Origin of the sequence: Streptomyces sp. NEAU-sy36, assembly GCF_013423905.1 — a bacterium.
Classification (GTDB): Bacteria; Actinomycetota; Actinomycetes; order Streptomycetales; family Streptomycetaceae; genus Streptomyces; species Streptomyces misionensis.
In genome coordinates this window covers 1,849,546-1,873,835 of sequence record NZ_CP058977.1, presented here as the reverse complement: position 1 = coordinate 1,873,835, position 24,290 = coordinate 1,849,546, and the positions used below count along the sequence as shown (strand labels likewise).

General features: G+C 71.4%; 28 protein-coding genes. 8 read left to right on the top strand and 20 right to left on the bottom strand.

The genetic code is table 11. The features are described from left to right. The first annotated feature begins 240 nt into the window (after positions 1–240). Entirely contained in the window at positions 241–2,064 is a 1,824-nt protein-coding gene (locus HZZ00_RS08510; protein WP_180331627.1) for an endonuclease/exonuclease/phosphatase family protein, read from the top strand. A 50-nt stretch (positions 2,065–2,114) separates the two neighbouring features. Here HZZ00_RS08510 and HZZ00_RS08505 read toward each other — a convergent pair whose 3' ends face one another. From HZZ00_RS08505 to HZZ00_RS08480, 6 genes are all read right to left on the bottom strand, one after another. Beyond that, positions 2,115–2,852: an SRPBCC domain-containing protein gene (locus tag HZZ00_RS08505; RefSeq protein WP_180331626.1), complete on the bottom strand. Its 738-nt coding sequence runs from the start codon at positions 2,850–2,852 to the stop codon at positions 2,115–2,117. After that, positions 2,849–3,469, bottom strand: a complete 621-nt coding sequence (locus HZZ00_RS08500) for a helix-turn-helix domain-containing protein (protein WP_180331625.1) — start codon at positions 3,467–3,469, stop codon at positions 2,849–2,851. The genes HZZ00_RS08505 and HZZ00_RS08500 overlap by 4 nt, the downstream gene beginning before the upstream one ends. Positions 3,470–3,562: 93 nt before the next feature. Next, entirely contained in the window at positions 3,563–4,186 is a 624-nt protein-coding gene (locus HZZ00_RS08495) for a DUF3618 domain-containing protein (protein ID WP_180331624.1), read from the bottom strand. Beyond that, positions 4,183–4,626, bottom strand: a complete 444-nt coding sequence (locus HZZ00_RS08490) for a phage holin family protein (RefSeq protein ID WP_257585716.1) — start codon at positions 4,624–4,626, stop codon at positions 4,183–4,185. Before HZZ00_RS08490 ends, HZZ00_RS08495 begins: the two co-directional genes overlap by 4 nt. Positions 4,627–4,679: 53 nt before the next feature. After that, positions 4,680–5,375 (bottom strand): hypothetical protein, encoded by a 696-nt coding sequence (locus tag HZZ00_RS08485; protein WP_180331622.1) that lies wholly within the window; start codon positions 5,373–5,375, stop codon positions 4,680–4,682. Further along, a complete protein-coding gene (locus HZZ00_RS08480) occupies positions 5,372–5,512 on the bottom strand; it encodes a hypothetical protein (protein ID WP_180331621.1) in 141 nt (46 codons plus the stop codon). The genes HZZ00_RS08485 and HZZ00_RS08480 overlap by 4 nt, the downstream gene beginning before the upstream one ends. A 169-nt stretch (positions 5,513–5,681) precedes the next feature. Between HZZ00_RS08480 and dapA the strand changes: the two genes are divergently transcribed. Both dapA and HZZ00_RS08470 read left to right on the top strand, forming a co-directional pair. Next, the gene (gene dapA, locus HZZ00_RS08475; RefSeq protein ID WP_180331620.1) at positions 5,682–6,581 is read left to right on the top strand and encodes a 4-hydroxy-tetrahydrodipicolinate synthase; all 900 of its coding nucleotides are present in this window, start codon (positions 5,682–5,684) and stop codon (positions 6,579–6,581) included. Between the two features lie 33 nt (positions 6,582–6,614). Beyond that, on the top strand, positions 6,615–7,121 hold the full coding sequence (locus HZZ00_RS08470; protein ID WP_180331619.1) for a hypothetical protein: 507 nt from the start codon (positions 6,615–6,617) through the stop codon (positions 7,119–7,121). 51 nt (positions 7,122–7,172) lie between these two features. On the opposite strand, the gene dapD is transcribed toward HZZ00_RS08470, so the two are convergent. The 11 genes from dapD to HZZ00_RS08415 form a co-directional block, all read right to left on the bottom strand. Beyond that, positions 7,173–8,159: a 2,3,4,5-tetrahydropyridine-2,6-dicarboxylate N-succinyltransferase gene (dapD, locus tag HZZ00_RS08465; RefSeq protein ID WP_180331618.1), complete on the bottom strand. Its 987-nt coding sequence runs from the start codon at positions 8,157–8,159 to the stop codon at positions 7,173–7,175. Between the two features lie 44 nt (positions 8,160–8,203). After that, a complete protein-coding gene (locus tag HZZ00_RS08460; RefSeq protein WP_180331617.1) occupies positions 8,204–8,791 on the bottom strand; it encodes a TetR/AcrR family transcriptional regulator in 588 nt (195 codons plus the stop codon). After that, a complete protein-coding gene (locus HZZ00_RS08455; protein WP_180331616.1) occupies positions 8,791–9,114 on the bottom strand; it encodes a multidrug efflux SMR transporter in 324 nt (107 codons plus the stop codon). The genes HZZ00_RS08460 and HZZ00_RS08455 overlap by 1 nt, the downstream gene beginning before the upstream one ends. 94 nt (positions 9,115–9,208) lie before the next feature. Further along, the gene (locus tag HZZ00_RS08450; protein WP_037656710.1) at positions 9,209–9,541 is read right to left on the bottom strand and encodes a metal-sulfur cluster assembly factor; all 333 of its coding nucleotides are present in this window, start codon (positions 9,539–9,541) and stop codon (positions 9,209–9,211) included. Further along, positions 9,538–10,005 (bottom strand): Fe-S cluster assembly sulfur transfer protein SufU, encoded by a 468-nt coding sequence (gene sufU, locus HZZ00_RS08445; RefSeq protein ID WP_180331615.1) that lies wholly within the window; start codon positions 10,003–10,005, stop codon positions 9,538–9,540. Before sufU ends, HZZ00_RS08450 begins: the two co-directional genes overlap by 4 nt. An 18-nt stretch (positions 10,006–10,023) precedes the next feature. After that, complete coding sequence (locus HZZ00_RS08440; protein ID WP_180331614.1) at positions 10,024–11,280, bottom strand: cysteine desulfurase; 1,257 nt, start codon at positions 11,278–11,280, stop codon at positions 10,024–10,026. Further along, positions 11,277–12,041: a Fe-S cluster assembly ATPase SufC gene (gene sufC, locus HZZ00_RS08435; RefSeq protein ID WP_070025400.1), complete on the bottom strand. Its 765-nt coding sequence runs from the start codon at positions 12,039–12,041 to the stop codon at positions 11,277–11,279. Before sufC ends, HZZ00_RS08440 begins: the two co-directional genes overlap by 4 nt. A gap of 7 nt (positions 12,042–12,048) precedes the next feature. Further along, positions 12,049–12,366: a bifunctional 3-phenylpropionate/cinnamic acid dioxygenase ferredoxin subunit gene (locus HZZ00_RS08430; protein WP_070025401.1), complete on the bottom strand. Its 318-nt coding sequence runs from the start codon at positions 12,364–12,366 to the stop codon at positions 12,049–12,051. Next, positions 12,363–13,547 carry a Fe-S cluster assembly protein SufD gene (sufD, locus tag HZZ00_RS08425; protein WP_180331613.1) on the bottom strand — a complete coding sequence of 395 codons (1,185 nt, stop codon included), beginning with the start codon at positions 13,545–13,547 and terminating at the stop codon, positions 12,363–12,365. Before sufD ends, HZZ00_RS08430 begins: the two co-directional genes overlap by 4 nt. Before the next feature lie 57 nt (positions 13,548–13,604). Then, positions 13,605–15,026 carry a Fe-S cluster assembly protein SufB gene (sufB, locus tag HZZ00_RS08420; protein WP_070025403.1) on the bottom strand — a complete coding sequence of 474 codons (1,422 nt, stop codon included), beginning with the start codon at positions 15,024–15,026 and terminating at the stop codon, positions 13,605–13,607. Next, positions 15,023–15,757 carry a metalloregulator ArsR/SmtB family transcription factor gene (locus HZZ00_RS08415; protein ID WP_180331612.1) on the bottom strand — a complete coding sequence of 245 codons (735 nt, stop codon included), beginning with the start codon at positions 15,755–15,757 and terminating at the stop codon, positions 15,023–15,025. Before HZZ00_RS08415 ends, sufB begins: the two co-directional genes overlap by 4 nt. Positions 15,758–15,939: 182 nt before the next feature. On the opposite strand from HZZ00_RS08415, the gene HZZ00_RS08410 reads away from it, so the two are divergent. The 4 genes from HZZ00_RS08410 to HZZ00_RS08395 all read left to right on the top strand — a co-directional run bounded on the left by HZZ00_RS08410 (position 15,940) and on the right by HZZ00_RS08395 (position 19,555). Next, positions 15,940–16,740, top strand: a complete 801-nt coding sequence (locus HZZ00_RS08410; RefSeq protein ID WP_180331611.1) for an aminoglycoside N(3)-acetyltransferase — start codon at positions 15,940–15,942, stop codon at positions 16,738–16,740. A gap of 31 nt (positions 16,741–16,771) precedes the next feature. After that, a complete protein-coding gene (locus HZZ00_RS08405) occupies positions 16,772–17,695 on the top strand; it encodes an ABC transporter ATP-binding protein (RefSeq protein WP_180331610.1) in 924 nt (307 codons plus the stop codon). Beyond that, positions 17,692–18,465 (top strand): ABC transporter permease, encoded by a 774-nt coding sequence (locus tag HZZ00_RS08400; protein ID WP_180331609.1) that lies wholly within the window; start codon positions 17,692–17,694, stop codon positions 18,463–18,465. The genes HZZ00_RS08405 and HZZ00_RS08400 overlap by 4 nt, the downstream gene beginning before the upstream one ends. A 79-nt stretch (positions 18,466–18,544) precedes the next feature. Continuing rightward, positions 18,545–19,555: a heme A synthase gene (locus tag HZZ00_RS08395; RefSeq protein ID WP_180331608.1), complete on the top strand. Its 1,011-nt coding sequence runs from the start codon at positions 18,545–18,547 to the stop codon at positions 19,553–19,555. A gap of 1 nt (position 19,556) precedes the next feature. Here the strand turns inward: HZZ00_RS08395 and HZZ00_RS08390 are convergent, their stop codons facing one another. The 3 genes from HZZ00_RS08390 to HZZ00_RS08380 form a co-directional block, all read right to left on the bottom strand. Beyond that, positions 19,557–20,294 carry a nucleotidyltransferase gene (locus HZZ00_RS08390; protein ID WP_180331607.1) on the bottom strand — a complete coding sequence of 246 codons (738 nt, stop codon included), beginning with the start codon at positions 20,292–20,294 and terminating at the stop codon, positions 19,557–19,559. A gap of 89 nt (positions 20,295–20,383) precedes the next feature. Continuing rightward, entirely contained in the window at positions 20,384–20,704 is a 321-nt protein-coding gene (locus tag HZZ00_RS08385) for a hypothetical protein (protein WP_070025410.1), read from the bottom strand. A 91-nt stretch (positions 20,705–20,795) separates the two neighbouring features. Next, a complete protein-coding gene (locus tag HZZ00_RS08380; RefSeq protein ID WP_180333429.1) occupies positions 20,796–21,752 on the bottom strand; it encodes a heme o synthase in 957 nt (318 codons plus the stop codon). Positions 21,753–22,178: 426 nt separating this feature from the next. On the opposite strand from HZZ00_RS08380, the gene tkt reads away from it, so the two are divergent. After that, positions 22,179–24,266 carry a transketolase gene (gene tkt, locus HZZ00_RS08375; protein WP_180331606.1) on the top strand — a complete coding sequence of 696 codons (2,088 nt, stop codon included), beginning with the start codon at positions 22,179–22,181 and terminating at the stop codon, positions 24,264–24,266. Positions 24,267–24,290 lie beyond the last annotated feature (24 nt).

The following is a 24,290-nucleotide window of genomic DNA, read 5'->3' as shown; positions in this document are numbered from 1 at the left end:
ACGGGCTCAGCCCCTCAGCCTAGACGGATTTCCACCCATGCCGCCCGGTTCATCTCCCGGCCGCCTCCCGTACATGGCCGAAACCTTGACAACTCCCCGGCCCAGGCTGGAGATTGACGCGCGTAGAAATCGGGGGGAACGGCCGTTCACCCGGCTCTACGCGCGTCACGGAGGGCAACGACCCCCACACGCTCCCATGCCGCCTCGTCCCGGCACCCAGTCACGCCCCGGAGGGATCCCTTGCCGAGCAGGTCCACCGCGCGCCTCGCCGCGCTCACCGTCGCCGCCGTCTGTTCCGCCGCGTCGGCCATCGTCCTCACCTCCCCCGCGCACGCCGACTCGGTGCGCATCCACGACATCCAGGGCACCACCCGGCTGTCGCCGTACGCCGGGCAGAAGGTGACGGACGTGCCCGGCATCGTCACGGCCACGCGCACCTACGGCTCCTCCAAGGGCTTCTGGCTCCAGGACCCGACGCCGGACGACAACCCGGCGACCAGCGAGGGCATATTCGTCTTCACCAGCTCCACGCCCAAGGTCGCCGTCGGCGACGCGGTGACGGTGACCGGCACGGTCTCCGAGTACGTCCCGGGCGGTGCCGCCACCGGCAACCAGTCCCTGACGGAGATCAGCAAGCCGACGGTCACCACCGTCTCCAAGGGCAACGCCGTTCCGGCGCCGGTCGTCATCGACGCGGACTCGGTGCCGGACCGGTACGCCCCGCAGGGGGACAGCGCCGACGGCGGTTCGATCAACAACCTGCCGCTGCGGCCCGACACGTACGCCCTGGACTACTACGAGTCCCTGGAGGGCATGAACGTCCAGGTCAAGGACGTCCGAGTGGTCACCGCCACCGACCCCTACGCCGAGCTGTGGGTCACGGTGAAGCCGGACGAGCACCGCGCCGCCCGCGGCGGCACGGTCTACGGCTCCTACGACTCCCAGAACACGGGCCGGCTCCAGATCCAGTCGCTGGGCGCCACCGCCGACTTCCCGACGGCCGACGTCGGCGACACCCTCACCGGCACCACCACCGGCCCGCTGGACTTCAACCAGTACGGCGGCTACACCCTGGTCGCCGGGCGGCTCGGCACGCTGGAGAGCGGCGGGCTGCAGCGCGAGACCACCGAGAAGCAGTCCGACAAGCAGCTCGCGGTGGCGACGTACAACGTCGAGAACCTCGACCCGTCGGACAACACCTTCGACGAGCACGCCGCGGCGATCGTGCACAACCTCCAGTCGCCCGACATCGTGTCCCTGGAGGAGATCCAGGACGACAACGGCGCGACGGACGACGGCACGGTCGACGCGAGCGTCACCGTGAACAAGCTGATCGACGCGATCGTCGCGGCGGGCGGCCCCCGCTACGACTGGCGCGCCATCGACCCGGTCAACGACCAGGACGGCGGCGAGCCGGGCGGCAACATCCGCCAGGTGTTCCTGTTCAACCCCGAGCGGGTGTCCTTCGTGGACCGCGCGGGCGGCGACTCCACCACCGCGGTCGGCGTCACCAAGGTGCACGGCAAGGCCGAACTGACCGCCTCCCCGGGCCGGATCGACCCGGCCAGTGCGGCCTGGCAGAACAGCCGCAAGCCGCTGGTCGGCCAGTTCGTCTTCCGCGGCAAGACCGTCTTCGTGATCGCCAACCACCTGGTCTCCAAGGGCGGCGACCAGCCGCTGACCAGCCAGTACCAGCCGGTCACGCGCAGCTCGGAGAACCAGCGCCACGCCCAGGCGGTCGAGGTCAACGCGTTCGTGAAGGACATCCTGAAGGTCCAGAAGAACGCGAACGTCCTCGCGGTCGGCGACATGAACGACTTCGAGTTCTCCGGCACCGCGCAGATCCTGGAGGGCGACGGCGAGCTGTGGTCGGCGATCAAGTCGCTGCCCGCGAGCGAGCGTTACACCTACGACTACCAGGGCAACGCACAGGTGCTGGACCAGATCCTGATCAGCCCGGCGGTCCGTCGCGACGACTTCGCGTACGACAGCGTGCACATCAACTCGGAGTTCCACGACCAGATCAGCGACCACGACCCGCAGGTGCTGCGCTTCCGCCCCTGATCAAAGGCGGCGGGGACCGGTCCTGAGGGGGCAGGACCGGTCCGGTGCGTTCAGGACCGGGCGAACGCTCCGTTCAGCCAGTCCTGCCAGGCGGCCTCGTTCGCCTTGGCGTCGGCGTCCGGCGCGAAGTCGTGCACGCTGATGCCGAGCGGCGCGCCCCAGCGGCCGCGGCCGAAGAGGCGGACGAGGGCGCTGCCGGTGCGCAGCCCGACGAAGCAGGCGTCGCGGTAGTCCAGTACGGCGTCCAGGGCCCGCCCGCCGGGTCCCCGGACGCTCACCTCGGCACCCGCCACCGCGTCGTCGGGCACCCCGAGCGCGCGGCCCGCGGCGGCGAGCGCGCCCGGCGTGGCGGTGGCCGCGGGCCCGGTCACCTGGGCGAAGGCGACGGGGCGCGGCGCGAAGTGCGTCAGGTACTCGCGCAGGGTGTGCAGATAGAAGTCGGTGTGCCGGTTCGCGCCGTCGTACTGGTTGTCCCAGTCGTCGGTGAAGATGCCGCTGTGGACGTAGCGCACCCAGGCGCGGCGGCCCCCGTCGCGGGGTTCGATGGTGTGGTCGAGCTGGTTGAGCGACTGCGTGGGCATGCCCACGTCCTCGCTGCGGCTCGCGTAGCGGTGCGGCGGGTCCCAGGCGACGACGGTCGAGCCGAACGGCCCCCGGCCGCCCTCGCGCGGCTCGGGCGCGTCCATCGGCCACAGATAGCCCGCGGTGCCGGTGGTGACCGCTTCCCACACCCGCTCGGGCGGGACGTCGACCTCGAACTCGCGGGCGATCTCGAATTCCTTGCTCATGACAGGGCTCCTGCTCGGCCTTCCGGGGCGGGGTGGTCCTTGACCGTGGGGTGGAGGGCGACGACGATCCGGTGGTCCCGGCCACCCTCGGCGTCCGGGGCGTCGTACTTGCGCACCAGGGCGCTCACGCCCGCCGTCAGCTCCTGCACGAAGGCGGCACGGTCGGCGGCGGAGGCGAAGCGGACCTCGCCGTCCAGCGCGTAGGTCGCGAGCTGCCTGCGGGCCTTGGCGGCGCCGGTGAGCAGCGCGCCGACGTCGCGCACCAGGCGGGCGCCGAGCGCCAGCAGCCAGCGCGCGGACAGCTGGTCCCGGAAGCGGTCCGGGTCCGGCTGCACGGCGGACAGGGCGGCCGGCGAGATGACGTACGACGCGGCGCTCGCGCGCATCAGCCGCTCGGTGACATTGCCCTTGCGGCGCTCCCCGGCCAGCTCGACCAGTCCATGCCGCTCCAGCGCCCTGAGGTGGTAGTTCACCTTCTGCCGGGGCAGTCCGACCTTGGCGGCCAGCATGGCCGCGGACGCCGGTCCGGCGGTCAGTTCGGCGAGCAGCCGGGCCCGTACGGGGTCCAGCGACACGGCCGCGGCCTCGGGGTCCTCGATCACGGTCACATCCAGCATGCGCTCACCCTCTCACCGAAAACTTTTCTTGTCCAGACGGACGGAGTTTTCGGTGAGAGGGTGTCGCGATGTCCGGGCAGGGACCCCGGGGTCTCAGCAGGAGCGGCGGGCGCGCCCCCGGCGCAGTACCCCGGCGATCAGGGCGAACGCGCCGGCGGCGCCCACGATCAGCACCGGCATCGGCAGCTCCCGCAGGCCCTCGGAGACCTTGCGCGCGGGTGCGGCGACCCGGGCACCGGCCCGGGCGGCCTTGTCCTGGGCGCGGGTGCCCGCCTGGGCGGCCTTGTCCTGGACCCGGTGCCCGGCGTCCAGCGCCCTGTCCTGCACATGGCGTCCGGCCTCGACGGCACGGTCGCTCAGGGGCTGTCCGTCCGCCCCCGGACCGCCGTGTCCGGTGACCCGGGACTGGAGGGCGTGCCCGGTCCCCTGCACGGCGTGCCCGGCCTGCGCGGCACGGCCCCGCACCGCCTGCGCCGCGCTCGCGGCCCGGTCCTGGGCGCCGTGCCCGGCGTGGGCGGCGGTGGAGCGCAGCTGCACGGTCATGGCGCCCGCCTTGTCCCGCAGGTCGGCGGCCCGCGCCCGCGCCCGGCCCTTCACATCGACCCGGTCCACCAACTGGGAGACGGTGTCGCCCAGTTGGCTTCTGGTCTGCTCGATCTGCCGCCGCAGCTCGTCGGGGCCCTTGGCGCCCGGGCGGTGGGGGGTCCTGTCGGTCATCGATGCGCCCTTTCCTTGATCACGTCGACATCGGCCTTGACGCTGCCGATCGTCCTCTCGGGCACCGGCGAGCCCGCGCGGCGCAGCTGGGCCCGCCCGGTGACGGCCAGCGCGGCGGCCACTAGGAACAGCGCCACCGCGACGACCAGCGCCGCCGCCCACAGGGGCAGCACCAGCCGCAGGGCGGCGGTGGCCGCGCCGGCCAGCACGATCAGTCCCACGTAGGCGAGGGCGCCCGCGGCGCCCAGCAGTCCGCCGCCGCGTCCGGCGCGCTTGCCCTTCTCGGTCAGCTCCGCCTTGGCGAGGGCGACCTCCTGCCGGAGCAGTCGGGACATCTGTTCGGTGGCCCGGTTGACGAGTTCACCCGTGGACGGGTGGTGTCCGTCGAGTCGTCGGGGTCGGGTGTCGATTGCGGGTCGCGTGTGCGAGGTCACGGTCACGGTGTCCCGCCTCCTCTCTGTACGGGACATCCGGGTACCCGGGCCGGGGAACGTCAGCCCTCGCCCTCGCCCCCGGCCCCGCGCTCGCCGAGGCGCGCGAGCTGGGACTGGAACCAGTCGAGCCGCGCCTGCAACAGCGCCGCCTCCGCGACCAGTTCGGGCACGCTCGGCTCGGTGCCCGGGTCCGGCCCGACGGCGGCCTCGGCACGGACGCCGCCGTCCGCCCGCACCCGCAGCCCCTGCCCGGCCAGCCGGGCGAACCGCGCGAGGGTGACGGACGTACGGCCGCGCGCACAGCCCGCGCAACAGGGGGCCAGCACGCGCCAGCCGGGTCTGCCCCAGCCGGCGTCGGCGAGCACGGCCGCGGTGGCACCGCAGGCGCAAGGCCCCGCGGTGGCGGTGCGCACCCGCTGGCGGGCGTAACGGAAACCGCGCTCGAAACGGATGTAGGCGCCGAGCACGGTGACGTCGAGCAGCAGCGCCGTGCGGTGCTCGGCGGTGCAGCGCAGGGCCTCGGCGGCGGCGCGGTCGTGGACGCAGTGGAAGCCGCAGTCGCACAGGCGCGCGGGTGGGCGGTGCCTGCGCCCGTAGACGCAGGACGCCTCGTCGAGAACCCCGTACGGAAGCGCGCCGCCGAGCGACACGCCGGTGAACCCCACCCGGGTGCCGTCCTGGGACAGCACCGGGTGGGCGATCTTGTAGCCGGTCGGCGGCTCCGTGGGGCGTTCCGCCGGGAGCCGCAGCCTCATCGGACGGCCGGGACCTCTTCGCGGGCCGGCTCGGCCGGTGCGGCGCGCTCCGCCTCGACGGGCTGCCGGGTCTCTTCCTCCTGCACCAGCGGCCGCTCCTCGGCGACTCCGGTGGCCAGTGCCTTGCCGAGCTTCATGGTGCCTCCCATGGCTGACGTCGGTGACGACCCTTTGGCCATAGTGACCCATGACGGGCCGACTTGGACACACGACCTTGCGCCACACCCGGAACCGGTAAGCGAACTTACAGATATCGTGAAGAAGAATTAAGTAGAGCTTCACCGATGTGCCGCCGACACTACTCCCATGACGAGCACACACCGGCGGTCCCCCTTCGGCCGCACCCTCTGCGCGATGATCACCCCCTTCACCGAGGAGGGCGCGCTGGACCGGGCCGGAGCCGGGGAACTGGCCGCCCACCTGGTGGCCCGGGGCTGCGACGGCCTGGTCCTCAACGGCACCACGGGCGAGTCCCCGACCACGACGGACACCGAGAAGGCGGAGCTGATCGCGGCCGTACGGGAGGCGGTCGGCGCACGGGTCCCGCTGATCGCGGGCATCGGCACCGCCGACACCCGGCACACCGTGGAACTCGCCCGCGCCGCCGAGAAGGCGGGCGCCGACGCCGCCCTGGTGGTGGCGCCGTACTACAGCAGGCCGCCCCAGGAGGCGGTGGCCGCCCACTTCCGCGCCGTCGCCGACGCGAGCGAACTCCCGGTGCTGCTCTACGACATCCCCGGCCGCACCGGCACCCGGATCGAGCCGGAGACGATGCTCCGCCTCTGCGAACACCCCCGGATCGTCGGCGTCAAGGACTGCTCCTACGACCTCCTCGGCACCCAGAAGGTGCTGGCCCGCACGGACCTGGCCTACTACGCGGGCTGCGACGAACAGAACCTCGCCCTCTACGCCCTCGGCGCGGCGGGCTGCGTCAGCACCGCCGCCAACGCGGCCCCCCGGCACATCGCCGCGGTCCTCGACGCCTTCGACGCGGGCGACACCGCCCTGGCCGCGCGGCTCCAGCTGCGCGCCACCCCGTTGATCGAGGCCATGACGGCCGCGGGCCTGCCCGGCACGGTCACCGCCAAGGCCCTCCTCGCCCGTCTCGGCCTCCCCGCGGGCCCGGTCCGCGCCCCGCTGCTGCCGGCCTCCCCCGCCGCGACCGCCGAACTCGTCGCTCTCCACGAGGAGTTGACGCGAGACTGACCTCGCACCCCCGCTCTGCCGTACGGTGTCCGGGTGAGCCGACCCCTGCTGTTCCTGGACGTCGACGGCCCCCTGAACCCGTACGCGGCCCGGCCGGAGCGCCGGCCGGAGGGTTACACGACGATCCGTGTCCCCCTGGACTCCCGTAGCCCGCTGCGGGTCTGGCTGAATCCGGCCCACGGCCCCGCGCTGCTGGCCCTCGGTTACGAGCTGTGCTGGGCGACGACCTGGATGGCCGAGGCCAACCGCTGGATCGCCCCGGTCCTCGGCCTGCCCGAGCTGCCCTACGTCGACTTCGGCACGGGCCTGTTCGCGCACCGCCCCGACGGGGTGCACTGGAAGACGGAGGCGATCGTGGCGTACGCGGGCGGCCGGCCGTTCGCCTGGGTGGACGACGAACAGAGCCCCGCGGACACCGCGTTCGTGACCGGTCACCACCCCGGCCCCGCCCTGCTGCACCACGTGGACCCGCGCATCGGCCTGCGCGAGGGCGACTTCGGGGCCCTGGCAAAGTTCGCGGCCGGACTGTCCCCGGCATGACGAGCGCCCCTCACCACATCGGCGAGGGGCGCTCGGGGCGTGCGGGAAGCGTCAGTTGTGGCTGTGCAGGATGTCGTTCAGGCCGCCCCAGACAGCGTTGTTCGGGCGGGCCTCGACCGTGCCGGTGACCGAGTTGCGGCGGAAGAGGATGTTGGAGGCGCCGTTGAGCTCGCGGGCCTTGACGATCTGGCCGTCGGGCATGGTGATCCGGGTGCCCGCGGTGACGTAGAGACCGGCCTCCACCACGCACTCGTCGCCCAGGGCGATGCCCACGCCCGCCTCGGCGCCGATCAGGCAGCGCTCGCCGATCGAGATGATGACGTTGCCGCCGCCGGAGAGGGTGCCCATGGTGGAGGCGCCGCCGCCGATGTCCGAACCGTCGCCGATGACGACACCGGCGGAGATCCGGCCCTCGACCATCGACGTGCCGAGCGTGCCGGCGTTGAAGTTGACGAAGCCCTCGTGCATCACGGTGGTGCCCTCGGCCAGGTGCGCGCCCAGGCGGACCCGGTCGGCGTCGGCGATCCGGACGCCCTTGGGGGCGACGTAGTCCGTCATGCGCGGGAACTTGTCGATCGAGGTGACCTGGAGGTGCAGGCCCTCGGCGCGCGCGTTCAGCCGCACCTTCTCGACGTCGTCCACGGCGACCGGACCGAGCGAGGTCCAGGCGACGTTGGCGAGGTGGCCGAAGATGCCATCCAGGCTCTGGCCGTGCGGCTTGACCAGGCGGTGCGAGAGCAGGTGCAGCCGCAGGTAGACGTCGTGCGCGTCCAGCGGCTTCTCGTCCAGCGAGGCGATGACCGTGCGGACCGCGACCACCTCGACGCCCCGGCGGGCGTCCGGGCCGGTCGCCGCGGTCGCGCCGCCGCCCAGCAGCTCCGCCGCGCGCTCGGCGGACAGCCGCTCGGTGCCGGCCGGGCCCGGCTCCGCGACCAGTTCGGGCGCGGGGTACCAGGTGTCGAGAACGGTGCCGTCGGAGGCGATGGTGGCAAGACCGGCGGCGACGGCGCCGGTGGTACGGGAAGCAGTGTCGGTCATGGGGAAAACCTAACGTGGGGCGGGGTGCGGGAGCGAACCGTGTCTCATGTGCCGGGCGCGTCTGCCCGCGCGCCGTCCGTGCGGCGGTCACGGCCCCGGCCGATCACCCGGCCCAGGGCCTCGCGCGCGTACTCCTCGTCGTAGGAACCCCCGGTCAGCAGCACCTGGAGGCAGATGCCGTCCATCAGGGCGACCAGGGTGCGGGCCGTCACGGGGTCGACACGGGCGGACAGGCGGGCGACCGTCTCCTCGGTCCACTGGGCGGCGACGGGGCGCAGGGCCGGGCGGCGCAGGGCGGCGAGGTACAGCTCGTACTCCAGCTCGGCGCCCGGGCGGTCGCCGCCCAGCCACCGCCCGAGGACGCGGGCGAGCCCGGCCGCGAGGTCGGTGCCGGGGGCGGCCGCGACGCCGCTGTCGTCCAGCACCCCGGCGAAGCCCTCGTTGGCCTGGCACAGGGCCGCCACCAGCAGCTCGTCCAGGGTGGCGAAGTGATACGTGGTGGAGCCGAGCGGAACGTCGGCCTCCGCGGCGACCGTGCGGTGGCTCAGCCCGGCGAGCCCGTCCCGGGCGGCTACGCGGATCGCCGCGTCGATGATCCGCTGCCGCCGGCCGGGGTCGTGGCGCCGGGCCATCAGTGGCTCGCCCCGCCGAGGTTCAGCACCACCACTCCCCCGATGATCAGCACGATCCCGGCGATCTTGGCCATGCCCAGCCCCTCTCCGAACAGCAGCAGCCCGAGCACGGCGATGGCCGCGGTGCCCACCCCGGACCAGATCGCGTACGCCGTGCCGATCTGCACGGACTTCAGGGTCTGCGCGAGCAGCACGAAGGAGACCAGATACCCCAGCGCCGTCACCAGCGAGGGCCACGGCCTGCTGAAACCGTGGCTGTACTTCATCGCCGTCGTCGCGCACACCTCGGCGGCTATGGCACCGGCGAGCGTCAGGTATCCCATGTGTACGAGCGTACACATCATATGTACGGGCGTACACATCGAGCGTACGGAAAAGGGGCCACGGCAAGCCGTGGCCCCTCTCACCGAAGCGCTGTCAGACGTTGAAGCCCAGGGCGCGCAGCTGCTCGCGGCCCTCGTCGGTGATCTTGTCCGGGCCCCACGGCGGCATCCAGACCCAGTTGATCCGGAGCTCGTTGACGATGCCGTCCGTGGCGGACTTGGCCTGGTCCTCGATGACGTCGGTCAGCGGGCAGGCCGCCGAGGTCAGGGTCATGTCCACGGTCGCCACGTTGGAGTCGTCCACGTGGATGCCGTAGATCAGGCCGAGGTTGACGACATCGATGCCCAGCTCGGGGTCGACCACGTCCATCAGGGCCTCGCGGAGTTCCTCCTCGGAGGCCGGCTTCATCTCGACGGTGTCGCTCATGCGGTCTTCCTTTCGGCGTCGGCGCCATCCAGCGCCTGGGCCGTCGCGTCCTTCCACGCCATCCAGCTCAGGAGGGCGCACTTGACCCGCGCGGGGTACTTGGAGACACCGGCGAACGCCACGGCGTCCTCCAGCACCTCCTCCATCGCGTCGTCCGGCTCGATCTTGCCCTTGGACTGCATCAGCTCCAGGAAGGTCTCCTGGATCTTCTGCGCCTCGGGCAGGTCCTTGCCGACGAGGAGTTCGTTCAGCACGGACGCCGAGGCCTGGCTGATGGAGCAGCCCTGGCCCTCGTACGAGACATCCGCGATCTTGGTGCCGTCGTACTTCACGCGGAGGGTGATCTCGTCGCCGCACGTCGGGTTCACATGGTGCACCTCGGCGTCGCCATCCCGAAGACCACGCCCGTGGGGGTTCTTGTAGTGGTCCAGGATGACTTCCTGGTACATCGAATCCAGCTTCACGGTCTCAGCACACGCCTCTCAGCCGAAGAAGTTCCGTACGTGCTCCAGGCCGTCGACCAGAGCATCGATCTCGGCCGGCGTGGAGTACAGATAGAACGACGCTCGCGTGGTCGCGGGAATTCCGTAACGCAGGCAGACGGGACGGGCGCAGTGGTGGCCGACGCGGACCGCGATGCCCTGCTCGTCCAGGACCTGGCCCACGTCGTGCGGGTGGATGTCGCCCAGCGTGAAGGAGATCGCGGCGCCCCGGTCCTCGGCCGTGGTCGGGCCGATGATCTTGAGGTCCGGGACCTGGGCCAGGCGCTCCACCGCGTACTGGGTCAGCGCGTGCTCATGGGCGAGGATCTTCTCCATGCCGATGGCCTGGAGGTAGTCGATCGCCGCGCCCAGGCCGACCGCCTGCGCGATCGGGGGCGTGCCCGCCTCGAACTTGTGCGGTGCCGGGGCGTACGTCGAGGAGTGCATCGAGACGGTCTCGATCATCTCGCCGCCGCCCAGGAACGGGGGCAGGTCCTCCAGCAGTTCCTGGCGGCCCCACAGCACGCCGATGCCGGTCGGGCCGCACATCTTGTGGCCGGTGAAGGCCACGAAGTCGGCCTGGAGGGCCTGCACGTCCAGCGGCATGTGCGGCGCGGCCTGGGAGGCGTCGACGCACACCAGCGCGCCGACCTCCTGGGCGCGGCGCACTATCGCCTCGACCGGGTTGACCGTGCCCAGGATGTTGGAGACCAGCACGAAGGAGACGATCTTCGTCTTCTCGGTGATGATCTCGTCGATGTTGGACAAGTCGAGCCGGCCGTCCTCGGTGAGGCCGAACCACTTCAGCTTCGCGCCCGTGCGCTGCGCCAGCAGCTGCCACGGCACGATGTTGGAGTGGTGCTCCATCTCCGTGATGACGATCTCGGTCTCGTGGTCGACCCGGTAGGGCTCGTCGGCCCAGCCCAGCATGTTGGCCACGAGGTTGAGCGACTCGGAGGCGTTCTTGGTGAAGATCACCTCGTCGCGGCTCGGCGCGTTGATGAACTCGGCCACCTTGTCGCGCGCGCCCTCGTAGAGTGCCGTGGCCTCCTCGGCGAGGACGTGCACGCCGCGGTGGACGTTGGCGTTGTAACGCTCGTAGTACTCGTTGAGGGCGTCCAGCACCTGGCGCGGCTTCTGGCTCGTCGCCGCGTTGTCCAGGTACACGAGCTTCCGGCCGTCGTGGACGACGCGGTCCAGAACGGGGAAGTCCTTGCGGATCGCCTCGGTGTCGAGGAGGCCCGACAGCTGTGTCACGCGGATGCGCCACCCTTCACGTATGCCTCGTAGCCCTCGTTCTCCAGCTTGTCCGCGAGCTCGGGGCCACCGGACTCGACGATGCGGCCGGCCGCGAAGACGTGGACGTAGTCGGGCTTGATGTAGCGCAGGATGCGCGTGTAGTGCGTGATCAGCAGGGTGCCGACCTCACCGGTCTCGCGGACGCGGTTGACGCCCTCGGAGACGATGCGCAGGGCGTCGACGTCGAGGCCGGAGTCGGTCTCGTCCAGGATCGCCATCTTGGGCTTGAGCAGTTCGAGCTGGAGGATCTCGTGGCGCTTCTTCTCACCGCCGGAGAAGCCCTCGTTGACGTTGCGCTCGGCGAAGGCGGGGTCCATGTGGAGACGCTCCATGGCCTCCTTGACCTCCTTCACCCAGGTGCGCAGCTTGGGGGCCTCGCCGCGGACGGCGGTGGCGGAGGTGCGCAGGAAGTTGGAGACCGAGACGCCGGGGACCTCGACCGGGTACTGCATCGCCAGGAACAGGCCGGCGCGGGCGCGCTCGTCGACGGACATCGCCAGGACGTCCTCGCCGTCGAGCAGCACGGTGCCCTCGGTGATCGTGTACTTCGGGTGACCCGCGAGCGAGTAGGCGAGGGTGGACTTGCCGGAGCCGTTGGGGCCCATGATGGCGTGCGTCTCGCCCTGCTTCACGGTGAGGTCGACGCCCTTGAGGATCTCCTTCGTGGCGTTGTCGGCCTCGACGGTGACGTGCAGGTCTCGGATTTCAAGCGTTGCCATGGATGCCTCAGGACTCCTGGGTGAGGGAGACGAGAACGTCGTCCCCTTCGATCTTTACGGGGTATACGGGGACGGGGCGCGTCGCGGGCAGCCCGGACGGCTTGCCGGTGCGGAGGTCGAAGGCGGAGCCGTGCAGCCAGCACTCGATCTGGCAGTCCTCCACCTCGCCCTCGGAGAGCGAGACGTTCGCGTGCGAGCAGATGTCGTAGATCGCGTACACCTCGCCCTCGGTCCGGACGACCGAGACCGGCGTGCCGTCGAGTTCCACCCGCTTGGGGGTGCCCTCCGACAGCTCGCTCAGCCCACAGGCGCGTTGGAAGCTCATGCGACCGAGGCCTCCAGCTCCTGCTCGATCTTGGCGAGCAGTCGCTCCTCGATGTCGGTGACACCGATCTGCTGGACCAGTTCGGCGAAGAAGCCGCGGACCACCAGGCGGCGGGCCTCGTGCTCGGGGATGCCGCGGGCCATCAGGTAGAACAGCTGCTCGTCGTCGAACCGGCCGGTGGCGGAGGCGTGGCCGGCGCCGACGATCTCACCGGTCTCGATCTCCAGGTTCGGCACCGAGTCGACGCGGGCGCCGTCGGTGAGGACCAGGTTGCGGTTCATCTCGTAGGTGTCGGTGCCCTCGGCCTTGGCCTCGATGAGCACGTCACCGATCCAGACCGCGTGCGCGTCGTCGCCCTGGAGCGCGCCCTTGTAGACGACGTTCGACTTGCAGTGCGGGGCGTTGTGGGTGACCAGGAGGCGGTGCTCCTGGTGCTGGCCCGCGTCGGTGAAGTACAGGCCGTACAGCTCGGCCTCGCCGCCGGGGCCCGCGTAGGTGACGCGCGGGTGCAGGCGTACGACGTCGCCGCCGAAGGTGACGACGACCGACTTGAAGGAGGCGTCCCGGCCGACCAGCGCATTGTGCTGGGCGATGTGGACGGCCTTGTCGTCCCAGTCCTGGACGGAGACGACGGTGAGCTTGGCGCCGTCGCCGAGCAGGTAGTCGACGTTGGCGGCGAGCACCGCGTCACCGGTGTGGTCGATGACGACCACGGCCTCGGCGAAGGCGCCCAGCTCGATCACCTGGTGGCCGAAGGCGGTGCCGCCCTGACCGTGCACGGCGATGCGGATCGGCTCGGTGAGGACCGTCTCCTTGGGGACGGACACGACCGAGGCCTGCTCGAAGGCGGAGTACGCCTGCGCGGCGACCCGGTCCACGGGGACGCCCGCCTTGCGCAGCCGCGCGTCGTCCCGCCCGACGTGCTCGACGACGACGCCCTCGGGCGCCCGGACGTCGACCTTCACGCCGTCGCCGGAGGCGACGGCGGTGCCGTCGTGCAGCCCGCGCAGGCGCTCCAGCGGGGTGAACCGCCATTCCTCCTCGCGGCCGTGCGGGACGGGGAAGTCCGCCACGTCGTAGGAGGGGGGCGCGCTCATGCGCGAGACGACGGTCGACTCCGCGGCGACCGCGATCGAGCCCGCGGTGGTCGACCCCACGGGGATGTTCTGGGCCTCAGCCATGGCTGTCGTATTGCTCGCTTTCTCAGGTCAGTGGCTTGATGGGGAAGGCGGCGGTGATCAGCCGACCGCGCCCTCCATCTGCAGCTCGATCAGCCGGTTGAGTTCCAGCGCGTACTCCATGGGCAGCTCCTTGGCGATCGGCTCGACGAAGCCGCGCACGATCATCGCCATCGCCTCGTCCTCGGACAGACCACGGCTCATCAGGTAGAAGAGCTGGTCCTCGGAGACCTTGGAGACGGTGGCCTCGTGGCCCATGGACACGTCGTCCTCGCGGACGTCCACGTACGGGTAGGTGTCCGAACGGGAGATGGTGTCCACCAGCAGCGCGTCGCACAGCACGTTCGACTTGGAGCCGGCGGCGCCCTCGCCGATCTCGATCAGACCGCGGTAGGACGTCCGGCCGCCACCGCGGGCCACCGACTTGGAGACGATGTTCGACGAGGTGTTCGGCGCCATGTGGACCATCTTGGCGCCGGCGTCCTGGTGCTGGCCCTCGCCCGCGAAGGCGATGGACAGGGTCTCGCCCTTGGCGTGCTCGCCCATCAGGTAGACGGCCGGGTACTTCATCGTCACCTTGGAGCCGATGTTGCCGTCGATCCACTCCATGGTCGCGCCCTCGTACGCCACGGCGCGCTTGGTGACCAGGTTGTAGACGTTGTTCGACCAGTTCTGGATGGTCGTGTAGCGGCAGCGGGCGTTCTTCTTGACGATGATCTCGACCACGGCGCTGTGCAGCGAGTCCGACTTGTAGATCGGCGCGGTGCAGCCCTCGACGTAGTGCACGTAGGCACCCTCGTCGACGATGATCAGGGTCCGCTCGAACTGGCCCATGTTCTCCGTGTTGATACGGAAGTAGGCCTGGAGCGGGATCTCCACGTGCACGCCCTTCGGCACGTAGATGAAGGAGCCGCCGGACCACACGGCCGTGTTCAGCGCGGCGAACTTGTTGTCACCGGCCGGGATGACGGTGCCGAAGTACTCCTTGAAGAGCTCCGGGTGCTCCTTCAGGGCGGTGTCGGTGTCCAGGAAGATGACGCCCTGCTGCTCCAGGTCCTCGCGGATCTGGTGGTAGACGACCTCCGACTCGTACTGGGCGGCGACGCCGGCGACCAGGCGCTGCTTCTCGGCCTCGGGGATGCCCAGCTTGTCGTAGGTGTTCTTGATGTCCTCGGGCAGGTCCTCCCAGGACTCCGCCTGCTTCTCCGTGGAGCGCACGAAGTACTTGATGTTGTCGAAGTCGATGCCCGACAGATCCGAGCCCCAGTTCGGCATGGGCTTCTTCTCGAAGAGCTTGAGGCCCTTCAGGCGCAGCTTGGTCATCCACTCCGGCTCCGACTTCTTGCCGGAGATGTCGCGGACGACGTCCTCGTTCAGGCCGCGCCGGGCGGAGGCACCGGCCACGTCGGAGTCGGCCCAGCCGTATTCGTACTTGCCCAGGCCCTCCAGCTCAGGGTGGGCAGTCTCCGTGGGGAGAGTCATGCGGGGTTCCTCCCGGCCGTGCTTGCAGGTGCGTCAGTGGAAATCTTGGGAATGAACGTCGTGCAGACGCCGTCGCCGTGCGCGATGGTCGCCAGCCGCTGGACGTGGGTACCCAGCAGCTCGGCGAAGATCTCGGTCTCCGCCTCGCACAGCTGCGGGTACTGCTCCGCCACATGGGCGACCGGGCAGTGGTGCTGGCACAGCTGCTCGCCGACCGGTGCGCTGCGCGCCGTAGCAGCGTACCCGTCCGCGCTCAGGGCCTTGGCCAGCGCTTCCGCGCGTTTGTCCGGGGTCACCCGCTCGATCGCCTCGCGGTACGCGCGCGCCTGGGCGGCGATCCGCGCGCGGGCGAAGGCGGAGACCGCGCCGGGGCCGCCCTCGTGCTCGGCGATCCAGCGCAGCGCGTCCGCGGCCAGCTTGTCGTACGACTGGTCGAAGGCGTCGCGTCCGCAGTCGGTGAGCGCGAAGACCTTGGCGGGGCGCCCGCGCGTGCGCGTGCCGTACACGCGCTGTTCGCGCGCCTCCACCACGTCGTCCGCGACAAGCGCGTCAAGGTGACGACGGACGGCCGCCTGGGTGAGTCCCAGCCGGCCGGCGAGTTCGGCGACGGTCGACGGGCCGTGGTCCAGGATGGACCGCGCGACCCGGTTGCGCGTGGAGCGCTCCCCGGTCGCGAACTCCTCCTGGGGGGTCCCCGTGAGGGCCTCCCGAGCCTCGCCGACGTTTTTCACAACGCCATTGTTGCGTAATTCCTCGGGGCCTGACAAGCGCCGTCCGGATCACCGCCCGGTGCCCTGCATCACTTAGGCATACCTAATCTGACCTGCGGAAACGATCACCGATCGATCATCCGGGTGGGCCGCGCGGGAAATTCCGTGGCGCCGCGCGCACCCGTACGCGAGACTCCCCGGCCATGGCCATACCCCCTCCCACCGGCCCTCTTGTCACCCGGGACGACATCGCCGACGGGCTGCGCCGGCTCGGTGTGACACCCGGCGAGATCCTGCTCGCGCATACCTCGCTGAGTTCCCTCGGCTGGGTCAACGGCGGGGCGGTGGCCGTCGTCCAGGGACTCCTCGACGCCCTCGGGCCCTGCGGCACGCTGGTCGTCCCGGCCCACACCTCCGACCTCTCCGACCCCGCCTGCTGGGAGAACCCGCCGGTGCCGAAGGAGTGGTGGGAGCGCGTCCGGGCCACCATGCCCGTGTACGACCCGCTGGTCACGCCCACGCGCGGGGTCGGCGTCGTCCCCGAGACCGTGCGCACCTGGCCCGGCGCCCTGCGCAGCGCGCACCCGCAGACCTCCTTCGCGGCCGTCGGCCCCCGCGCCCCGGAGATCACCGAGGGACACGCCGCGGATTGCCGGCTGGGCGAGCACAGCCCGCTGGCCCGGCTGGAGCGGCTGGGCGCCCGGGTGCTGCTGCTGGGCGCCGGATACGGCTCCTGCACCAGCTTCCACCTGGCCGAGTACCGCCTGCCCGCGCCGCTCGTCCCGGTCGGCCGGCCCGCGCCCGGCGGCTGGCTGACCGTGCCGGAGGTGGCGATCAGCTCCGAGGGGTTCGAAGAGCTGGGGCGCGACTTCGAGCGGGAGCGGCCCGTCGTGCGCGGCAAGGTGGGCGCCGCCGACGCCCGGCTGTTCCCGGTCGCGGACGCGGTGGCCCACGCCGAGCGCCGGCTGGCCGCGTACCGGGACTTCCCCGACCCGGCCGCCTGATCGGCGAGCGGTCTCCCTAGACTCTGGACCCATGCATAGTGAGCCCGTCGTCCAGGTCGCGGCCCTGGTGAAGCGGTACGGCACGAAGACCGCGGTCAACGGCCTCGACCTGGTGGCCCAGGCGGGCGTGACCGCCGTCCTCGGACCCAACGGCGCCGGCAAGACGACGACGGTCGAGACCTGCGAGGGGTACCGGAAGCCGGATTCCGGCACGGTTCGCGTCCTGGGCCTCGACCCGGTGCGCCAGTCGGCCGAGCTGCGGCCCAGGATCGGTGTGATGCTCCAGTCCGGCGGCGTCTACTCCGGCGCCCGCGCGGACGAGATGCTGCGCCATGTCGCCAAGCTGCACGCCCACCCCCTGGACGTGGACGCCCTGATCGAGCGGCTCGGGCTCGGCGCGTGCGGCCGCACCTCCTACCGCCGGCTCTCCGGCGGCCAGCAGCAGCGCCTGGCGCTCGCCATGGCCGTCGTCGGCCGCCCGGAGCTGGTGTTCCTGGACGAGCCGACCGCGGGCCTCGACCCGCAGGCCCGCCGGGCCACCTGGGACCTGGTGAAGGACCTGCGCGCCGACGGCGTCTCGGTGATCCTCACCACCCACCACATGGACGAGGCCGAGCAGCTCGCCGACGACGTCGCGATCATCGACGGCGGCAAGGTCATCGCCCAGGGCTCCCCCGAGGAGCTGTGCAAGGGCGGCGCGGAGAACACCCTGCGCTTCACCGGCCGCCCCGGCCTCGACGTCGGCTCCCTGCTCAAGGCGCTCCCGGACGGCTGCACGGCAGCCGAGCTGACCCCGGGCGCCTACCGCGTCGTCGGCAAGGTCGACCCGCAACTGCTGGCCACCGTGACCTCCTGGTGCGCCCAGCACGGCGTGATGCCGGACCGCATCTCGGTCGAACGGCACACCCTCGAAGACGTCTTTCTGGAGCTGACCGGCAAGGAGCTGCGCTCATGACCACCGCGTCGGGTACGTACGCGCCAAAGCCGGGGGCCGCGCCCCTGCCCCGCATGATCGCGGCGCAGGCGGCCCTGGAGACGAAGATGCTGCTGCGCAACGGCGAGCAGCTGCTGCTGACGGTGGTCATCCCGACCCTGCTGCTGGTGCTGTTCAGCTCCGTGGACATCGTGGACACCGGCAAGGGCAAGGCCGTCGACTTCCTCGCGCCGGGCATCCTCGCCCTCGCCGTGATGTCGACCGCCTTCACCGGGCAGGCCATCGCCACCGGCTTCGAGCGCCGCTACGGCGTGCTCAAGCGGCTCGCCGCCTCGCCGCTGCCCCGCTGGGCCCTGATGACCGCGAAGACGGCGTCGGTGCTGGTCACCGAGGTGCTCCAGGTGATCCTGCTGACGGTGATCGCCCTCGCCCTCGGCTGGTCCCCGCACGGCGACCCGGCCGCCGTGCTCCTGCTGCTGGTGCTCGGCACCGCCGCCTTCTCCGGGCTCGGCCTGCTGATGGCCGGCACCCTGAAGGCCGAGGCGACGCTGGCCGCCGCCAACCTCGTGTTCCTGCTGCTGCTCGTCGGCGGCGGCGTCATCGTGCCGCTGGACAAGTTCGGCTCGGCCGGGCAGCACGTCCTCGGGCTGCTGCCCATCTCCGCCCTCTCCGACGGCCTGCGGGACGTCCTCCAGCACGGCGCCGGCATGCCCTGGGGCGACCTGGGCGTCCTCGCGGTGTGGGCGGTCGTGGGGCTCGCCGCGGCCGGGAAGTTCTTCCGCTGGGAGTGAGCCGTCCCCCGTCGCAGTGAGCGGCGACACGGCGCCGGGACGGGACCCTCGTGAAAGCGTGCACAAGCGGGCGCCTACCATGGTGGGCGTGCCAAAGCTGACCCGCGCCGATGCCGTTGCGGCCCTGCGCAATCCGCTCGCCTTCATCGCCGACCGCTGGACGCCGGAGCCCCGGACCGTGCGGCGGGCGGCGCTCGCCGCGCTCGTGATGTCGGTGGTGATCGTCGTCACCGGCGGCGCCGTCCGACTGACCGCTTCGGGCCTCGGCTGCCCGACCTGGCCCGAGTGCACCGACGGCTCGCTGACGCCGACGCAGGCGCTGACCTACCACAGCGCCATCGAGTTCGGCAATCGTCTGCTGACCTACGTGCTGTGCGCCGCGGTCGGCTGGGCGATCGTCGCCGCCCGTTCCGAGAAGCCCCGCCGGCGCAGCCTGACGCGGCTCGGCTGGGCCCAGTTCTGGCTGGTGATGGGCAACGCGGTGCTCGGCGGCATCGTGGTGCTGGTCGGCCTGAACCCGTACACCGTCGCGGCGCACTTCCTGCTGGCGACGGCGCTGACCGCGGTGGCGGTGGTGATGTGGCAGCGCACCCGCGAGGGCGACGCCGCGCCCCGGCCGCTGGTCGGCAAGGCCGTGGTCCAGCTGGTGTGGTTCCTGGTGCTCGCGTCCGTACTCCTCCTCGCGGTGGGCACGGTGGTCACCGGCGCCGGGCCGCACGCGGGCGACTCCAGCGACGTGCAGCGCATCCCGATCGACTGGGAGGCCGTGGCCAAGCTGCACGCGGTGCTCGCCTGGATCGTGGTGACCCTGACGTTCGCGCTGTGGTTCATCCTCAAGGCCGTCGACGCCCCGCGCGGGCCGCTGGCCCGCACCCGCGAGCTGTTCCTGATCCTGCTGGCCCAGGGCGTCATCGGCTACGTCCAGTACTTCACCCACCTGCCCGAGCTGCTGGTCGGCCTGCACATGCTCGGCTCCTGCCTGGTGTGGATCGGCGTGCTGCGGGTCCTGCTGTCGCTGCGCGAACGCCCGGAAGCGGAACTGGGCGTGCCCGGTCCCGCGGCCGAGGTCACGGTGCCCACGAACGCCTGACTCACCCGTACGCGGTGACCAGTGCGTCGATCGCCGGGCCCAGGTAGGCCCGGGTCAGCTCCGCGCGGCGGGCGAGCCAGGTGCCGTCCGCCGGGGCGGGGCCCGCGTACCGTCGGCGGGTGACGTCCTCGACCACCTCGGCCGGCGCGCCCAGCCCAGGGAGTTCCGCCAGGGCGTCCCGCTTGCTGATCAGCCGCCCCTCGCGCAGCGTCACGGTGGCCCTGGCGAAGGTCAGCAGCCCGAGGTCCACCCAGACGTCCTGCCGCCACAGGCGGGCCTTGCCGACGGCCGGGCGCCAGAAGTCCCGCTGGTCGCGCACGACGAACGCGCGCAGCTCCCGCTCCGGTACCGGCGGCACCAGGCCGGCGGGCGGCTCCCCGTGCAGCACCCGGCCGAAGGCGTGCAGCTCGCGCCGGGTGACGGGGGTGACCGGGCGCCGCAGCACATGACCGTGCGCCCAGGTGAGATGTGCCCGGCCGGGGTCCGCGAGGGTGGCCGGGGCGAGATAGCCGCAGTGCAGTTTCGCGGCGAGCGGCGCCTCGCGCAGCCGCCGGTGCAGCGTCACGATACGCCGTACCGCCGTGGGGCCGGGGCGCGCGGGCAGCACCGCGATCAGGTCGAGGTCGCTGCGGCCCTCCTGGTAGTCGCCCCCGGCCAGCGAGCCGTGCGCCCAGACGGCGCGGGGGCGCAACGGGGTGAGCGCGTCCAGGAAACGTTCGAGCAGGGCATCCGTCTGCATGCCGTCAGCCTGGCGCACCGACGGTGCGCGGGGAACCGTGCGGACGCCCGTCGCTCCCGCCCCGGCGCGGACGAGCCGCCGGGGGCGGGTCAGCCCCCGAGCTGGATGCCCGCCATCCGCTTCCACTCGTACGGCCCGGTCCGCACCTTCGCCGCGAACTCCCCGTCGAAGGACTCGTGCACGGTGATCCCGGCCTTCGCCACCGCCTGCTCCGCGATGGCGTACGTGGGGGCCACCACGTCGCCCCAGCCGCCGTCCGCGCCGACGAGCACGATCCGGGCGCCGCGCCGGCCGATGTAGGCCACCTGCCCCTCGGCGCCGCCGTGGGCCTTGGAGAAGGCGCTGATCCTGTGGGCGAGCCGGGCCGCCGTGCGCTCGGCCTTCGCGTCAACCTGCTGCGTATCTGCCATGGCCAGGATGCTACCGACGAGTAGATGAAACGGCGACGGGAGGGGCGCGTGGCCTTGACCACGCGCCCCTCCCGCCGGGGAAGAGAGTGCGTCAGCGCAGGAACGGGTCCACCGCGACGGCGACGAACAGGATCGACACATAGGTGATCGACCAGTGGAACAGGCGCATCTCCTTGAGCTTGGCGCCGGTGACCTCCGCCTTCGCCCGGTTCTGCAGCCCGTGCGCCTCCCACAGCCAGAAGCCGCCGGCGGCGAGGGCGACCACCGTGTAGAACCAGCCGGTGTAGCCCAGCGGGGTGAGCAGCAGCGAGACGACGACCATCACCCAGCTGTAGATGACGATCTGCCGGGCGACGACCTTGTTGGAGGCGATCACCGGCAGCATCGGCACGCCCGCGCGCGCGTAGTCGTCCTTGACCTTCATGGACAGCGGCCAGTAGTGCGGCGGCGTCCAGAAGAACATCACCAGGAAGAGGATGACCGGCGCCCAGGACATCGAGTTCGTCACCGAGGACCAGCCGATCAGCACCGGCAGACAGCCGGCGATGCCGCCCCACACGATGTTCTGCGCGGTGCGCCGCTTCAGGATCATCGTGTAGACGACGACGTAGAAGAGCAGCGCGCCGAGCGACAGCCAGGCGCTGAGCCAGTTGACCGTCAGCCCGAACAGCAGGGTGGAGACGACCCCGAGGCCGATGCCGAAGGCCAGGCACTCGCGCGGGCTGACCATGCCGGTCACCAGCGGCCGCTGCGAGGTGCGGTCCATCAGGGCGTCGATGTCCCGGTCGATGTACATGTTCAGCGCGTTCGCGCCGCCCGCGGACAGATACCCGCCCAGGCAGGTGAGCAGCACCAGCTTGAGGGAGGGCACACCCTGCTGGGCCAGGAACATCACCGGCACCGTGGTGATGAGCAGCAGCTCGATGATCCGCGGCTTGGTCAGTGCCACGAACGCCTTGGCACGGGCCCCGAACGGCCGGTGAACCGGGCTCGGGCTCGTACCACCGAGCACCCCCGCTGGACGGGATTCGACGGCCGTCACGCACACCCCTGACAGAGACATCCCAGCGAGCCTCCCCCGGATGAGGTCTTGATTGGGGCTCGCGCGTACCACGCCACTTTAGACGTTGCCCATACCCCGGCATTCGCGGGGGTGGGGTCGTGTTGGCGGACGGCCCGGACGACGCTTTGCGGTCCTCTTCCGGCACCCCCGTGTCAAAGGCCCCATAAGAGGGGCCCCACCACTCTTTTGAGCGGTCAGATGAGCGCCTCCTTATTCATGTGCCGAATGCCGTATCGGCCAGTCGGGAGGCGGATCCCGCGGATGCCCGGCAGTCTGGAATCACCCGCGAAAACGCACGTCCTTACGAGGGTAGGCTCGTCAGCGGCCGGCGGGCAGAAGCACGCCGGCGGCCGGGTGGGCGCATGCCCCGAAGACCGGCGACCGACATGTGGAGAGGAGCCCTGACCCAGGGTGAGCACCAAGCCGACCACCACAGACCTTGAGTGGACCGACCTGGACCAGCGGGCCGTGGACACCGCCCGAGTCCTGGCCGCCGACGCCGTACAGAAGGTCGGCAACGGCCATCCCGGTACGGCCATGAGCCTGGCCCCGGCCGCCTACACCCTCTTCCAGAAGGTGATGCGGCACGACCCGGCCGACCCGGAGTGGGTGGGGCGCGACCGTTTCGTGCTGTCCGCCGGCCACTCGTCCCTGACCCTCTACACGCAGCTCTACCTGGCCGGTTTCGGCCTGGAGCTGGAGGACCTGGAGTCCTTCCGCACCTGGGGTTCGAAGACCCCGGGCCACCCGGAGTACGGACACACCAAGGGTGTGGAGACCACCACCGGCCCGCTGGGCCAGGGCGTGGCCAACGCGGTGGGCATGGCGATGGCCGCCCGCTACGAGCGCGGCCTGTTCGACCCCGAGGCGCCGCAGGGCGAGTCGCCGTTCGACCACTTCATCTACTGCATCGCCGGTGACGGCTGCCTCCAGGAGGGCATCTCCGCCGAGGCGTCCTCGCTGGCCGGGCACCAGAAGCTGGGCAACCTGATCCTGCTGTGGGACGACAACCACATCTCGATCGAGGGCGACACCGAGACCGCGGTCTCCGAGGACACCGTCAAGCGGTACGAGGCCTACGGCTGGCACGTGCAGCGCGTGGAGCCCAAGGCGGACGGCGACCTGGACCCGGCGGCGATCTACGCCGCGATCCAGGAGGCCAAGGCGGTCACCGACCGGCCCTCCTTCATCGCGATGCGCTCGATCATCGCCTGGCCGGCCCCGAACGCGCAGAACACCGAGGCCGCGCACGGCTCGGCGCTGGGCGAGGACGAGGTCGCGGCCACCAAGCGCGTCCTCGGCTTCGACCCGGAGCGTTCCTTCGCCGTCGACGATGAAGTGATCGGCCACACCCGCAAGGCCCTGGAGCGCGGCGCCCGCGCGAAGGCCGAGTGGGAGAAGTCGCTCCAGGTGTGGCGGGACGAGAACCCCGAGCGCGCCGCCGAGTTCGACCGCATCGCGCGGGGCGAGCTGCCCACCGGCTGGGAGGAGAAGATCCCGGTCTTCGAGCCCGGCAAGGCCGTCGCCACCCGGGCCGCCTCCGGCAAGGTCCTCCAGGCGCTCGGCCCGGTGATCCCCGAGCTGTGGGGCGGCTCCGCCGACCTCGCCGGCTCCAACAACACCACGATCGACAAGAGCAGCTCGTTCCTGCCCGCGGGCAACCCGCTGCCGGAGGCCGACCCGTACGGCCGCACGATCCACTTCGGCATCCGCGAGCACTCCATGGGCGCGGAGCTGAACGGCATCACGCTGCACGGCAACACCCGTGTCTACGGCGGCACGTTCCTCGTCTTCTCCGACTACATGCGCAACGCCGTGCGCCTGTCGGCCCTGATGCACCTGCCCGTGACGTACGTGTGGACGCACGACTCCATCGGCCTCGGCGAGGACGGCCCGACCCACCAGCCGGTCGAGCACCTGGCCTCGCTGCGCGCGATCCCGGGCCTGAACATCGTCCGCCCGGCCGACGCCAACGAGACCGCCATCGCCTGGCGCGAGGTCCTGAAGCGCTACACCAAGGAGTTCGGCAAGGGCCAGCCGCACGGCTTCGCGCTGACCCGCCAGGGCGTGCCGACGTACGAGCCCAACGAGGACGCGGCCAAGGGCGGTTACGTCCTGTTCGAGGCCGAGGGCGGCGAGCCGCAGGTGATCCTGATCGCCACCGGCTCCGAGGTGCACGTGGCCGTGGAGGCACGTGAGCAGCTCCAGGCCGAGGGGGTCGCGACCCGCGTCGTGTCGATGCCGTCGGTCGAGTGGTTCGAGCAGCAGGACCAGGGGTACCGGGACTCCGTGCTGCCGCCGTCCGTGAAGGCCCGGGTCGCCGTGGAGGCGGGCGTGGGCCTGACGTGGCACAAGTACGTCGGGGACGCCGGCCGCATCGTCTCCCTGGAGCACTTCGGCGCGTCCGCGGACGCCAAGGTGCTCTTCAAGGAGTTCGGTTTCACCGCGGAGAACGTGGCCGCCAAGGCCCGGGAATCCATCGCCGCCGCCCAGCGCTGACGCTCATATACGACACGTAGGAGA

Bases quoted from the DNA above. Each gene is read 5' to 3' on its own strand.
- HZZ00_RS08505 (WP_180331626.1), bottom strand. From the start codon at position 2,852: ATGAGCAAGGAATTCGAGATCGCCCGCGAGTTCGAGGTCGACGTCCCG.
- HZZ00_RS08500 (WP_180331625.1), bottom strand. From the start codon at position 3,469: ATGCTGGATGTGACCGTGATCGAGGACCCCGAGGCCGCGGCCGTGTCG.
- HZZ00_RS08495 (WP_180331624.1), bottom strand. From the start codon at position 4,186: ATGACCGACAGGACCCCCCACCGCCCGGGCGCCAAGGGCCCCGACGAG.
- HZZ00_RS08485 (WP_180331622.1), bottom strand. From the start codon at position 5,375: ATGAGGCTGCGGCTCCCGGCGGAACGCCCCACGGAGCCGCCGACCGGC.
- HZZ00_RS08480 (WP_180331621.1), bottom strand. From the start codon at position 5,512: ATGAAGCTCGGCAAGGCACTGGCCACCGGAGTCGCCGAGGAGCGGCCG.
- dapA (WP_180331620.1), top strand. From the start codon at position 5,682: ATGACGAGCACACACCGGCGGTCCCCCTTCGGCCGCACCCTCTGCGCG.
- dapD (WP_180331618.1), bottom strand. From the start codon at position 8,159: ATGACCGACACTGCTTCCCGTACCACCGGCGCCGTCGCCGCCGGTCTT.
- HZZ00_RS08460 (WP_180331617.1), bottom strand. From the start codon at position 8,791: ATGGCCCGGCGCCACGACCCCGGCCGGCGGCAGCGGATCATCGACGCG.
- HZZ00_RS08455 (WP_180331616.1), bottom strand. From the start codon at position 9,114: ATGGGATACCTGACGCTCGCCGGTGCCATAGCCGCCGAGGTGTGCGCG.
- HZZ00_RS08450 (WP_037656710.1), bottom strand. From the start codon at position 9,541: ATGAGCGACACCGTCGAGATGAAGCCGGCCTCCGAGGAGGAACTCCGC.
- sufC (WP_070025400.1), bottom strand. From the start codon at position 12,041: ATGGCAACGCTTGAAATCCGAGACCTGCACGTCACCGTCGAGGCCGAC.
- HZZ00_RS08430 (WP_070025401.1), bottom strand. From the start codon at position 12,366: ATGAGCTTCCAACGCGCCTGTGGGCTGAGCGAGCTGTCGGAGGGCACC.
- sufD (WP_180331613.1), bottom strand. From the start codon at position 13,547: ATGGCTGAGGCCCAGAACATCCCCGTGGGGTCGACCACCGCGGGCTCG.
- sufB (WP_070025403.1), bottom strand. From the start codon at position 15,026: ATGACTCTCCCCACGGAGACTGCCCACCCTGAGCTGGAGGGCCTGGGC.
- HZZ00_RS08410 (WP_180331611.1), top strand. From the start codon at position 15,940: ATGGCCATACCCCCTCCCACCGGCCCTCTTGTCACCCGGGACGACATC.
- HZZ00_RS08405 (WP_180331610.1), top strand. From the start codon at position 16,772: ATGCATAGTGAGCCCGTCGTCCAGGTCGCGGCCCTGGTGAAGCGGTAC.
- HZZ00_RS08400 (WP_180331609.1), top strand. From the start codon at position 17,692: ATGACCACCGCGTCGGGTACGTACGCGCCAAAGCCGGGGGCCGCGCCC.
- HZZ00_RS08395 (WP_180331608.1), top strand. From the start codon at position 18,545: ATGGTGGGCGTGCCAAAGCTGACCCGCGCCGATGCCGTTGCGGCCCTG.
- HZZ00_RS08390 (WP_180331607.1), bottom strand. From the start codon at position 20,294: ATGCAGACGGATGCCCTGCTCGAACGTTTCCTGGACGCGCTCACCCCG.
- HZZ00_RS08385 (WP_070025410.1), bottom strand. From the start codon at position 20,704: ATGGCAGATACGCAGCAGGTTGACGCGAAGGCCGAGCGCACGGCGGCC.